Here is an 11,546-nt window from a genome sequence, read left to right on the forward strand (position 1 = left end):
TACCCGGCCCGCTTTTGCGTTCGACGGCGGCCTCAGCTCCTGACGGCGGTGGGCCAGGAGGCCGGCCCGGCGCTTCCGGCGTCGTATTCTTCCAACGGAACCTCGTCCTTTTCCCAGGCGCGAAGGACGGGCTCGATGATCCGCCAGCAGTCTTCAGCGGTGTCTCCTCGAACGGACAGCAAGGGATCGCCGGTGAGGATGCCTTCCAGGACTTCACCGTAGGGCAGCAGGTCCGCTGCGCTGAGCTGGGCCACCAGGCTGGCTCTGTCCAGGGTGAAGATGTCTCCGGGGCCGTTGACGTCGACATCCAGTTGCAGGACATCAGGGCCGAATCCGATACGGAGCTGATTGGGCGAGTCCACCCCCGAGAATCCCTGCGGCAGGTGCGGAACCGGCCGGAAGGTGATGACGGCTTCCTTGCGCCGCTGCCCCAGCGCCTTGCCTGAGCGGAGGATGAAGGGAACTCCCGCCCACCGCCAATTGTCGATTTCGACCTGCACCTCTGCGAGAGTCTCGGTGTTGCGGCCGGGATCCACGCCTTGCTCGGCCGTGTAGTCGGGCACAGTGCGCTCACCCAGCGTTCCGGCTGTGTACCTGGCCCGGCGGGTGGAGGCTTCGTAGGGCGCTTTGATGCTGCTGGCCCGCAGCACGGTGGCTACGGCATCACGGAGGTCCCGCTCTTCGATGGTGGCCGGGGCGTCGATGGCCAGGAATGCCATGATGTGCAGAAGGTGGCTCTGGATCATGTCCCGCAAGGCACCCGCGGTGTCGTAGTAACGCGCCCGGCCTTCGAGGGCCAAGTCCTCATCGAAGATGACTTCCACTTTTTCAATGTGGTTACGGTTCCAGACGGGCTCAAGGAACCGGTTGGCGAAGCGGAGGCCCAGGATGTTCAGGACCGTGGCTTTGCCCAGGAAATGGTCCACCCGGTGAATGTGGTCTTCGGGGACCAGTGCAGCCAACGTTTTGTTCAGCTCGTGTGCTGATTCCGTGCCTGAACCGAAGGGCTTTTCCATGACCAGTCGCGTTCCTGCCGGCACTTGGTCCCGATGCAGTACTTCGCAGGCCTTCTGGCTGACATGGGGTGGCAGGGCGAAGTAGACGGCGACGGGACCCTCCAGCTGTGCCAGCAGATCAGCCAGGGGGCCGTCGGCTGTTACGTCCACCTGGTGGTAGGAAGTGTTGTTGGCAACAGCGTCCAGTGCCGCGTTTCCGGCCGTATCCGCCGACGTCGACGCCGCCGCGAAAGCGCCCCTCACTCTTTCCTTCCATTGTTCGGGGGACCAAGGGTCGGAGCCGGCACCCACCAGCCTTAGGCCGGGCGCGCGTCCGGCCGCCAGCAGCCCCGCTAGCCCGGGCAGGAGCAGCCTGCCTGTCAGGTCCCCGGACGCGCCGAGGATGAGCAACGTTTTTACAGTTGTTTTACTGGTCACTGTGCCAGCATGCCACCTTGCCAGCGTGACTTGGTACCCTAGATAGTCGAGTCCCGTGGATAACGCAGATTTGTTGTGGTTGAGACACATCTGTTGGGGCAGTAATCGTCAAGACTCTGGTGTGCCGGACCGGCCACCATTCGTAGACCATCGAAAGAAGTGCACGGCGCGTGTTCAATTCACTCTCTGACCGGTTGACAGCAACCTTCAAGAACCTTCGTGGCAAGGGCCGCCTCACCGAGGCTGATGTCGATGCCACAGTCCGGGAGATCCGCCGTGCCCTCCTGGACGCGGACGTCGCCGTGTCCGTGGTCCGTGAGTTCACCGGGCGCATCCGCGAACGTGCCCTGGGCGCCGAGGTTTCGGGGGCGTTGAACCCGAGCCAGCAGATAGTCAAGATCGTCAACGAGGAACTCAAGGAGATCCTCGGTGGCGAGACCCGCCGTATCCGCCTGGCGAAAACCGGCCCGACCATCATCATGCTGGCCGGTCTCCAAGGTGCCGGTAAGACCACCCTGGCGGGCAAGCTGTCCAAGTGGCTCAAGGCCCAGGGCCACAGCCCCCTGCTGGTCGCCTGCGACCTTCAGCGCCCCAATGCAGTAACCCAGCTCCAGGTTGTTGGACAGCGTGCCGGTGTCCCGGTCTTCGCTCCGCACCCCGGCGCCACCTCCTCCGAACTTGAGCACCCCGCCGGTGATCCGGTCGCCGTTGCCAAGGCCGGTGTCGAGGAAGCGCGCCAGAAGCTTCACGACGTCGTGATCGTGGACACGGCCGGCCGCCTCGGTGTTGACGCCGAGATGATGGACCAGGCCCGCCGCATCCGCCAGGCGATCATTCCCAACGAAGTTCTGTTCGTTATCGACTCCATGATCGGCCAGGACGCCGTCAACACGGCGATGGCCTTCGATGAAGGCGTCAACTTCACCGGCATCGTCCTTTCCAAGCTCGACGGCGATGCCCGCGGTGGTGCCGCCCTGTCCGTAGCGTCGGTGACCGGCAAGCCGGTCATGTTCGCGTCGACGGGCGAAGGCCTGGACGATTTCGAACTCTTCCACCCGGACCGCATGGCCTCGCGCATCCTGGACATGGGTGACGTCCTCACCTTGATCGAACAGGCTGAGAAGGCGTGGGACAAGGAAGAAGCAGCCCGGATGGCGAAGAAGTTCGCCGACCAGGAAGACTTCACCCTGGACGACTTCCTCGCCCAGATGCAGCAGATCCGCAACATGGGCTCCATGAAGAAGATGCTCATGATGATGCCGGGTGCGCAAAACATCCGCCAGCAGCTGGAGAACTTCGACGAAAAAGAGATCGACCGCGTCGAAGCTATCGTCCGCTCCATGACACCGCATGAGCGTGTCGCCCCGAAGATCATCAACGGTTCACGCCGTGCGCGTATCGCCAAGGGCTCCGGTGTCCACGTGTCCGAGGTCAACGGGCTGTTGGAGCGTTTCGCCCAAGCCCAGAAGATGATGAAGAAGCTGGCCCAGGGTGGCGGCATGCCGGGGATGCCCGGAATGCCTGGCCTTGGTGGTCCTGGCGGCGGACGCAAGAACGGCAAGAACGCCCCCAAGAAGAAGGCGCGGTCCGGCAACCCGGCCAAGGCGGCCCAGGAGTTGCGCGATGCCGAGGCCAAGCGGGCAAATGCAGCTTCGGCAGCTCCCAAGGGTGCAGCTTTCGGCCAGGGCGCAGCGGACTTCGATCCGTCATCGCTGAACCTTCCCAAGGGCTTCGACAAGTTCCTCGGCAAATAACCGCGCTGGCATCCCAGCGGCACAGGTTGGGATGTCGGAGCCGTCGCATAGGCTGAACCAATGCAGAAGCAGCGCGTAGTCTTCCTTCACGGAGTGGGCAGTTTCGGTGCTGCGGCGTGGCCGAAGCAGCACGGAATGGCCCTTCGCTACGACGCCCTGTTTCTCCGCAGGCACGGCTTCGATCCCGTGGCCGAGCCCGTGGAGTCCGATGTCGCTGCCGATGTTGCCATCGTGATCCAGGCTCTGGCTGATTCGGGCGGAGGTCACGTGGTGGCGCATGAGCAAGGTGCCATTCCTGCCATGCTGGCAGCCGTGGAGCGCCCGGACCTTATCCATTCCCTGGTCCTGGTGGAGCCGGCCTGCCTGTCCTTGACTGCGGAGCTTCCGGCCACTGCTTCTTACCGCGCATTGATGGAACCGCTGTATGAGGTGCGGGGCCAGCTTAACGACGCCGATTACCACCGCGAGTATTACCTGCGTGCCTTCTCTGCTGAAACGGGTGGCTTGGAAACCCTTGAGGCACAGCGCTCGGCCCGCCGCTTGAGGCTGCAGGCGCCCCCGTGGGAAGCGCCGCTGCACATCGTTCCCGGAGTACCCACCCTTGTCCTGACGGGCGGGTGGGAACCCCTGTACGAGGAAATTGCCGCGTACCTCCAGGAGACCGGTGCCCTCCGCCGCGTTGCAGCGGGCGGGCACCGGCCCCAGGATTCATCCGACGGCGATCACATCATCCGCAGCTTCGTTGCAGACGTGGGACGGACCCGGTCGGTTCAGGCATCCTGAGTTCGCGGGACTTGAAGTTCCGGCAAATATACCTTCCCGCCGGCGGCGAGGAATTCAGCACTCTTTTCCCGCATGCCCTCTGCCCTCGCGTCGTCGTACATCCCTGCGATGGCCGCTTGTGACTCCGCCGAGCCATATTCGTCGCGGATATCCTGGCTGATGCGCATGGAGCAGAACTTTGGACCGCACATCGAGCAGAAGTGTGCCGTCTTGGCAGGCTCTGCCGGCAGGGTTTCGTCGTGGAACGACTCCGCAGTGACCGGATCCAGGGACAGGGCAAACTGGTCCCGCCAGCGGAATTCGAACCTGGCTTTGGACAGGGCGTCATCGCGCTCGTGGGCTCCAGGGTGTCCCTTGGCCAGATCTGCTGCATGCGCCGCGATCTTGTAGGTGATTACTCCTGTTTTCACGTCGTCCTTGTTGGGCAGGCCCAGGTGCTCCTTGGGGGTGACGTAGCAGAGCATGGCTGTGCCGTACCGGGCAATTTCAGTGGCACCTATGGCCGAGGTGATGTGGTCATAGCCGGGAGCGACGTCGGTGACCAACGGTCCCAGCGTGTAGAACGGGGCCCCCTTGCACAGTTCCTGCTGCCGTTCGACGTTCTCACGGACCAGGTGGAACGGAATATGCCCGGGACCTTCCACCATGACCTGCACGTCGTATTCCCAGGCTCGCTGGGTCAGTTCGGCCAGCGTATCCAGCTCAGCAAATTGTGCGGCATCGTTGGCATCGGCAGTAGCACCCGGGCGCAGGCCGTCTCCCAAGGAGAACGCGACGTCGTACTGGGCAAAGATTTCGCATAGCTCGTCGAAGTGCGTGTAAAGGAAGTTTTCCTGGTGGTGGGCCAGGCACCATCCGGCCATGATGGATCCGCCGCGGGAGACGATGCCCGTGACGCGGTTGGCGGTCAGCGGCACATACCTCAGCAGCACACCGGCGTGGATGGTCATGTAGTCCACGCCCTGTTCGCACTGCTCGATCACGGTGTCGCGGAAAATCTCCCATGTGAGCTTGTTGGCCTCGCCATTGACCTTCTCCAGCGCCTGGTAGATGGGCACTGTGCCGATGGGTACCGGCGAGTTCCGGATGAGCCACTCGCGGGTGGTGTGGATGTCGTCGCCGGTGGACAGGTCCATGACAGTGTCAGCGCCCCACTGGGTTGCCCACTGCAGTTTGTCCACTTCCTCCGCGATGGAACTGGTGACAGCCGAGTTTCCGATGTTGGCGTTGATCTTCACCAGGAAGGCCTTGCCGATGATCATGGGCTCGGACTCGGGGTGGTTGATGTTGTTGGGAATGATCGCCCGGCCGGCGGCAACTTCGCTGCGGACCAGTTCCACATCGCAGTTTTCACGCAGCGCCACGAACCGCATTTCGGGCGTTACCATTCCCTGCCGTGCGTAGTGCATCTGGGTGACGGTTTTGCCTTCGACGGCGCGGCGGGGCACCGGTTGGGCACCCTTCCATTCGGCAGAGGCGGCGCCCCGCCGCAAAGCCGCCTTGCCGTCGTCGAGCAGGTTGCGTTCACGGCCCGTGTACGCGGCAGTGTCGCCGCGGGCCTCGATCCAGGCGGCCCGGAAGGGTTCAAGGCCCACTACGGGATCGCTCCCGGGGCCGGCCGTCCGGTACACCTGCAGTGGTGGGTTCGACTGGCCATTGGGGGAGGGCTCAAGCGAAATTTCGGTCACCGGAACGCGGATGCCCGTGGCTGGGTCTTCGACGTAGGCCAGCGAATGGGACTTCAGGGACTGCGTAACAACCTCGTTTTGGGCAGGGCTGTGCTGTGTTTCGATGGTGCTCAAGGATTACTCACTTCCTTCGCCGGCATTACCCGGACAGGTTCAACGGTCGCAGGCCGCCTCAGCCCGATCTCAGCCCCTGCAAGGGCCCCCGTGTGGTCATGACGAAGCTACCACAGCTCCCGTGCGCCACCCAGTCACATGGCACCTGGTCAGATGTTGGCTGCACTAGCCGGCCCTGTAGCGGACTAGGATTCTGGCATGCCCAACATCATCGAATTCAGCGGACCCGTGCTCGTCGCCGCAGATCAGGAACGACGCGGGATGTGGTCCGTTGGGGGCACCCTTACTTTCGAGCGCCCCAAGGAGCAACCGGACAGCGTGCTTGACGGCTGGGTCCTGCCGGGATTCGTTGATGCCCACTGCCACATCGGACTGGGCGCCGGTGGAGCGGTGGATGAGCCCACCACCCTCGCGCAGGCCCAGGCGGACCGGGACGCGGGAACCCTGCTCATCCGCGACTGCGGATCGCCCAGCGACACGCGGTGGGTGCAGCAGCGCGAGGACTTGCCCCGCCTGATCAGATCCGGCCGCCATATAGCCCGAAGCCGCCGGTACCTGCGCGGATTGGGTCACGAGATTGAGCCGGAGCAGTTGGTCGAGACCGTCCGGAAGGAAGCCCGCGACGGCGACGGCTGGGTGAAACTGGTGGGCGACTGGATTGACCGGGGCATTGGTGACCTGGCTGCCTCCTTTCCGGCGAAGACGGTCAAGGACGCCATTACCGCCGCCCACGACGAGGGCGCCCGGGTCACGGCACATTGCTTTGCCGAAGACACCATCGACGACATGCTTGATGCCGGTATCGACTGCATCGAACACGCAACGGGTCTGTTGCCACGCCACATTCCACGGCTCGTGGAGCAGTCCGTTCCTATCGTTCCCACACTCGTCAACATCGCCACATTCCCGGATATCGCCGCCCAGGCCGCGCCCAAATTTCCGGGATACGCGGACCACATGACGCGCCTCTGGGAACGCAGGCATGAACGCGTGGTGGAGGCGTACGAGGCCGGAGTAGCCATTCATGCCGGTACGGACGCGGGCAGCGTCATCCGGCATGGCCGGATCGCAGACGAGATGAAGGAACTGCACGACGCCGGCCTGCCGCCCGCAGCGGTCCTCGATGCGGCCACTTGGGGCGCCCGCAAGTGGCTGGGAGCCGAGGCCATCAGCGAAGGGGCGAGTGCCGACGTCGTGATCTGCCATGAGGATCCGCGCCGGAATCTGGCTGCCGTTTCCGCGCTGAAGCACGTCGTCCTTCGAGGGCAGCTGATCCGCTAGGAATAAATTGAAGCTTCAAGTAATTTAGATAGGTAGAACGAGCCGAAAGGCGGCCGCATCGACACCGGGAGCTTCACATGTCCGCTTCATCCAACCAGGACCTATTGCCTGCCGACCTCGCCATGGGCACTGTCATGCTCAAAGTCGGCGACATGAAAGTCATGAGTGACTACTACCAGCGCGCCTTGGGGCTGGAAGTAGTGGCCGAGCAGGACGGTGGCCTCTACCTGGGGCGGGTCGGCAAGCCCGTCGTCCATCTGGCGCCCGCAACCGGTCTCCAGCTGCCAGGGCGTGGTGAGGCCGGGCTGTTCCACACCGCAATCCTCTTCCAGGACCAGCCCTCCTTGGCTGCCACCATCGCAACAGCCGCCGGTTATGAGCCCCGGGCCTTCGTGGGAAGCGCCGACCACCTCGTCAGTGAGGCGTTCTACTTCACCGACCCCGAAGGCAATGGCATTGAGCTCTACTACGACAAGCCGCGCGACGGCTGGCAGTGGGACGGCAAGAATGTGGTCATGGACAACGTGGCACTTCCGCCGCAGCGCTTCCTCCAGCAACACCTGAGCGAAGCCGCGGTCACGGGCCAGCACGAGGCTGCGGCCGGGGTAGGGCACGTCCACCTCCAGGTTGGCGATGTCGCGACGGCCCACACCTTCTATGTCGAGACCCTGGGCTTCGAGAAGACGGCTGGGTGGCATGGCCAGGCGCTGTTCGTCTCTGCCGGTGGGTACCACCACCACATGGCCATGAACGTGTGGAACAGCCGCGGTGCGGGTCCCCGGAAGGACACCTTGGGACTCGGCGAAGTGCTCATTGAGGTCCCCACGGGGGACGACGTTGGCGCGCTGGCCGATCGTCTGCGGGTTGCCGGAGTGCAGAACCACCACACGGGCGCTGAATTGCAATTTGAAGACCCGTGGCGGAACAAATTGCGGGTGGCAGTTCGCCGTCCTGATTCAACTCCCGGAGTCCAGGCAGGCGCTTAGCTGCACTAGGCTGGGCAGTGAAGGTGCAGGACCACCTGTCCTGGGCCCCATGCCCCGTCAGCACGAAGGATTGAGAGTACTTTCCATGGGCTTTGCCGAAATTTTTGTAGCCACCCACGACGAAGCACTCAAGCGGGCAGCTGCCTTGGAAAAAGGTGCCGATGTTGCCGGCCCCGCAGTCCGGATCAACGGCATCACGGACTACGAAGTGGAACAGCTTGGAGACCTGGCGGGACAGGCAGTCCATGCTGCTGGCGCCGACTACGAACTCGCGTTGGTGGATGTCACCAGTGACGCGCTGCTCGGTGTTCCGGAGGCGATGGTCAGGGCGCTGGCCGAACTGCTCACCTACGAAAGCGAGGGCGAAGCAAATGTCCTCGACGACGTCGCTGCTGCTTGGGCTGCGCAGGAAGATATGCCCTTCGAGGCCGCGCAGTCACGGCAGTATGTCCAGCAATTGGCCGCCCTCGCTGCGGACGTGGAAAAGGCTGAGCGGGCCGGGCTTTACGTCTGGTCGGAATGACCTGTCCGCCGGCCGTCCGGTGGTCGCGCGGCCACCGAGTGTGACCAAGAACTCACCGGCCCGTGCGGCGTAAGTCGTAAATGCCGCGGGCATCTGGCACAATAGACAGGTACTCGATCGGTGCGGCCCCTCTCTCCGTGCTCGTGTCTTGTCCTTCGAACCGCCAAGTATGGCCCGCCCCACGGGTGCAGAACGCCCGGTTCAACCCCGTTTCAGAAACAGGAGTGACCACAAAAGTGGCCGTAAAGATTCGCCTTAAGCGCTTCGGTAAGATGCGCGCACCGTACTACCGCATTGTCGTCATGGATGCCCGCGCCAAGCGCGATGGCCGTGCCATTGAAGAAATCGGCAAGTACCACCCCACCGAAGAGCCGTCGTACATCGAGGTCGCCTCTGAGCGCGCTCAGTACTGGCTCTCCGTTGGTGCCCAGCCGACCGAGCAGGTTGCCGCGATCCTCAAGATCACCGGTGACTGGCAGAAGTTCAAGGGCCTCCCGGGCCAGGAAGGCACCCTGAAGACCAAAGCTCCGAAGGAAGCTTTCGTAGCTCCGGAGAAGGGTTCCGTCATCATCCCGGAAGCCATCACCAAGAAGGCCAAGAAGGACGACGCTGCTGAGGTTCCGGCCGAGGCTGAAGCAGAGACCACCGAGGCTGAGTAAGTTGCTGGCAGAAGCGCTCGAGCACTTGGTCCGTGGGATCGTTGACAGCCCTGAGGATGTCAAGGTCAGTGCCAGGAACAACCGTCGCGGGGAGTCCCTCGAGGTGCGCGTTCACCAGGAGGACCTCGGACGGGTGATCGGCCGTCAAGGACGTACCGCACGCGCACTGCGCACTGTGGTTGCTGCCTTGGCTGGTGGCGAGCAGGTCCGGGTCGACGTCGTCGATACCGACCGCCGCCGGTAACGCGCTCAGCACTTTTTGTCTTAGGTCCGGCCCCTTCACCGAATATGGTGGAGGGGCCGGATTGCTTTATCCAACACTTCATCACCGCGACTGCCCGGCGGCGCGGAACAACAGAATTCAGAGGAACCCATGCAGCTCCAGGTGGCCCGGATCGGCAAACCCCATGGCATTCGTGGCGAGGTGACGGTGCAGGTACTCACCGACGCGCCCGAAGAGCGTTTCGTCGCGGGGACCGAGTTCGTCGTGGAGCCGGCCTCAGCCGGCCCGCTGACTGTCCGCAGCGCCAGGTGGAACAAGGACATCCTGCTGCTCGGCTTCGAGGAGATCGCGGACCGCAACGCCGCCGAAGCCATTCGTGGGGCAAAGCTGTTCATCGAAACGGAAGAACTCGACGACGACGGCGAGGAAGGCTGGTACGAGCACGAGCTCGTTGGCCTTCAGGCCCGCGTGGGTGCCCAAACGGTGGGCAAGGTCGCGGCGCTGAACACCATGCCCGCCCAGGATCTGCTGGTCATTGAATCCGTGGACGGCAAGGAGATTTTGGTTCCCTTCGTCGATGAAATCGTCCCGGAGGTCAACGTCGAGGAAGGCTACATCCTGATCACTCCGCCGGCGGGCCTGTTCGAGCTCAATGACGAAGGCGCCGGGGAGCCTGCTGAATGAGGATCGATGTCGTCAGCATTTTCCCTGAGTACCTTGCCCCGCTGGAGCTCTCGCTCATAGGCAAGGCCCGGCAGGATGGATTGCTCGAGCTTAACGTCCACGATCTCCGTACCTTCACCACGGACAGGCACCGGACGGTCGACGACACCCCGTATGGCGGCGGTGCCGGTATGGTCATGAAGCCCGAACCGTGGGCGCAGGCGCTTGAGTCTTTGATCCCTGGGGAGGCGGGCACCAAGCCGGTGCTCATCGTTCCATCACCTGCGGGGGAGCGCTTCAACCAGGCATTGGCCTATGAACTCGCCGAGGAAGAGCAGCTCGTCTTCGCTTGTGGTCGCTACGAAGGCATTGACGAACGCGTCATCGACTGGGCCCGCGACCACTTCTCGGTCCGCCCGGTCAGCCTCGGCGACTACGTACTCAACGGAGGCGAAGTTGCCGTCCTGGCCATGGTGGAAGCGATCGGCCGCCTCCTTCCCGGAGTGGTCGGCAATCCCGAATCCTTGATCGAGGAGTCCCATTCCGATGGCCTTCTGGAGTACCCCGTTTACACCAAGCCGTCATCGTGGCGGGATCATGATGTGCCGGAGATCCTGCTCAGTGGCAATCACGGGAAAATTGCCCAGTGGCGCCGGCATGAGCAATTCCGCCGAACCGCCGAACGGCGCCCGGACCTTCTGGCGGATTTCGACGCCGGTGCGTTGAGCCGCGCGGACCGCAACGCACTGGCAGAGCTGGGTTACGACATCGTGGATGGTCGCTTGCGGGCCAGGCCCGGCGGCGACGCCGCCAACTGAACCTTCCTGCCGCCGTCGAACGTTGGTCCGTGCCGCCAGTTGGCCGGATTGCTGCGCATATGGCAGAATTAACCCTTGTGTCTGCTGGGCTGACACCTGCCACAGGGGGAGTTCAGCCAACAGTCGGACAACCCGGTGACGCCAATCAGTGGCGGAGCCGGACACTAAGAAACTTCGGCGGAAATTTCCGGGGCCCTCGTGCGCTCCGGGCTTGTCCGCCGTAACCCAAAGTGAATGACCTGTGGCGTTCACCAGGAGTGGATTAATGCATATCCTCGATAGCGTAGATGCAGCCTCGCTGCGCAGCGATGTTCCTGAGTTCCGTGCGGGTGACACCCTCAAGGTTCACGTCAACATCATCGAAGGCAAGAACTCCCGTGTCCAGGTATTCCAGGGCTTCGTCCTGGGCCGCCAGGGCGACGGCGTTCGCGAAACCTTCACCGTCCGCAAGGTTTCCTTCGGTGTCGGCGTAGAGCGTACCTTCCCGGTACACTCCCCGATCATCGAAAAGATCGAGGTCGTCACCAAGGGTGACGTCCGCCGCGCCAAGCTTTACTACATGCGCGCACTGCGCGGTAAGGCTGCGAAGATCAAGGAAAAGCGCGACTTCGCCAAGTAAGT

At 63.3% G+C, this 11,546-nt stretch carries 12 protein-coding genes and 1 riboswitch; of the genes, 10 read left to right on the top strand and 2 right to left on the bottom strand.

Annotated features, from left to right (window positions below; genetic code table 11):
- Window positions 1-32 precede the first annotated feature (32 nt).
- Complete coding sequence (locus tag PQ627_RS07640; RefSeq protein ID WP_274259690.1) at window positions 33-1,433, bottom strand: glucose-6-phosphate dehydrogenase; 1,401 nt, start codon at window positions 1,431-1,433, stop codon at window positions 33-35.
- 170 nt (window positions 1,434-1,603) lie between these two features.
- On the opposite strand from PQ627_RS07640, the gene ffh reads away from it, so the two are divergent.
- Together ffh and PQ627_RS07650 are read left to right on the top strand one after the other, a co-directional pair.
- On the top strand, window positions 1,604-3,187 hold the full coding sequence (gene ffh, locus PQ627_RS07645) for a signal recognition particle protein (protein WP_144659980.1): 1,584 nt from the start codon (window positions 1,604-1,606) through the stop codon (window positions 3,185-3,187).
- A 60-nt stretch (window positions 3,188-3,247) separates the two neighbouring features.
- Window positions 3,248-3,970, top strand: a complete 723-nt coding sequence (locus PQ627_RS07650) for an alpha/beta fold hydrolase (RefSeq protein ID WP_274259692.1) — start codon at window positions 3,248-3,250, stop codon at window positions 3,968-3,970.
- On the opposite strand, the gene thiC is transcribed toward PQ627_RS07650, so the two are convergent.
- The gene (thiC, locus tag PQ627_RS07655) at window positions 3,958-5,772 is read right to left on the bottom strand and encodes a phosphomethylpyrimidine synthase ThiC (RefSeq protein WP_274259695.1); all 1,815 of its coding nucleotides are present in this window, start codon (window positions 5,770-5,772) and stop codon (window positions 3,958-3,960) included. The genes PQ627_RS07650 and thiC overlap by 13 nt on opposite strands.
- A riboswitch (TPP riboswitch) is annotated at window positions 5,767-5,874 on the bottom strand. Its footprint overlaps the gene before it by 6 nt.
- Window positions 5,875-5,970: 96 nt before the next feature.
- Between thiC and PQ627_RS07660 the strand changes: the two genes are divergently transcribed.
- The 8 genes from PQ627_RS07660 (at window position 5,971) to rplS (ending at window position 11,544) form a co-directional block, all read left to right on the top strand.
- Entirely contained in the window at window positions 5,971-7,053 is a 1,083-nt protein-coding gene (locus PQ627_RS07660; protein WP_274259697.1) for an amidohydrolase family protein, read from the top strand.
- A 77-nt stretch (window positions 7,054-7,130) separates the two neighbouring features.
- Window positions 7,131-8,039, top strand: a complete 909-nt coding sequence (locus PQ627_RS07665; protein ID WP_274259699.1) for a VOC family protein — start codon at window positions 7,131-7,133, stop codon at window positions 8,037-8,039.
- An 85-nt stretch (window positions 8,040-8,124) separates the two neighbouring features.
- Window positions 8,125-8,562 carry a hypothetical protein gene (locus tag PQ627_RS07670; RefSeq protein WP_186313530.1) on the top strand — a complete coding sequence of 146 codons (438 nt, stop codon included), beginning with the start codon at window positions 8,125-8,127 and terminating at the stop codon, window positions 8,560-8,562.
- A gap of 236 nt (window positions 8,563-8,798) precedes the next feature.
- Window positions 8,799-9,221 carry a 30S ribosomal protein S16 gene (gene rpsP / locus PQ627_RS07675; protein WP_274259703.1) on the top strand — a complete coding sequence of 141 codons (423 nt, stop codon included), beginning with the start codon at window positions 8,799-8,801 and terminating at the stop codon, window positions 9,219-9,221.
- A 1-nt stretch (window position 9,222) separates the two neighbouring features.
- Window positions 9,223-9,465 carry an RNA-binding protein gene (locus PQ627_RS07680; RefSeq protein WP_144659985.1) on the top strand — a complete coding sequence of 81 codons (243 nt, stop codon included), beginning with the start codon at window positions 9,223-9,225 and terminating at the stop codon, window positions 9,463-9,465.
- Between the two features lie 129 nt (window positions 9,466-9,594).
- Window positions 9,595-10,128 carry a ribosome maturation factor RimM gene (rimM, locus tag PQ627_RS07685; RefSeq protein ID WP_274259705.1) on the top strand — a complete coding sequence of 178 codons (534 nt, stop codon included), beginning with the start codon at window positions 9,595-9,597 and terminating at the stop codon, window positions 10,126-10,128.
- Window positions 10,125-10,925 (top strand): tRNA (guanosine(37)-N1)-methyltransferase TrmD, encoded by an 801-nt coding sequence (gene trmD / locus PQ627_RS07690; protein ID WP_274259707.1) that lies wholly within the window; start codon window positions 10,125-10,127, stop codon window positions 10,923-10,925. Before rimM ends, trmD begins: the two co-directional genes overlap by 4 nt.
- Before the next feature lie 265 nt (window positions 10,926-11,190).
- A complete protein-coding gene (rplS, locus tag PQ627_RS07695) occupies window positions 11,191-11,544 on the top strand; it encodes a 50S ribosomal protein L19 (protein ID WP_144659988.1) in 354 nt (117 codons plus the stop codon).
- Window positions 11,545-11,546: the final 2 nt, after the last annotated feature.

It is taken from the genome of Paenarthrobacter sp. AB444, from assembly GCF_028736865.1.
GTDB lineage: Bacteria > Actinomycetota > Actinomycetes > Actinomycetales > Micrococcaceae > Arthrobacter > Arthrobacter nicotinovorans_B.

Bases quoted from the DNA above. Each gene is read 5' to 3' on its own strand.
- rimM (WP_274259705.1), top strand. From the start codon at position 9,595: ATGCAGCTCCAGGTGGCCCGGATCGGCAAACCCCATGGCATTCGTGGC.
- trmD (WP_274259707.1), top strand. From the start codon at position 10,125: ATGAGGATCGATGTCGTCAGCATTTTCCCTGAGTACCTTGCCCCGCTG.
- PQ627_RS07660 (WP_274259697.1), top strand. From the start codon at position 5,971: ATGCCCAACATCATCGAATTCAGCGGACCCGTGCTCGTCGCCGCAGAT.
- PQ627_RS07670 (WP_186313530.1), top strand. From the start codon at position 8,125: ATGGGCTTTGCCGAAATTTTTGTAGCCACCCACGACGAAGCACTCAAG.
- rplS (WP_144659988.1), top strand. From the start codon at position 11,191: ATGCATATCCTCGATAGCGTAGATGCAGCCTCGCTGCGCAGCGATGTT.
- PQ627_RS07665 (WP_274259699.1), top strand. From the start codon at position 7,131: ATGTCCGCTTCATCCAACCAGGACCTATTGCCTGCCGACCTCGCCATG.
- PQ627_RS07650 (WP_274259692.1), top strand. From the start codon at position 3,248: ATGCAGAAGCAGCGCGTAGTCTTCCTTCACGGAGTGGGCAGTTTCGGT.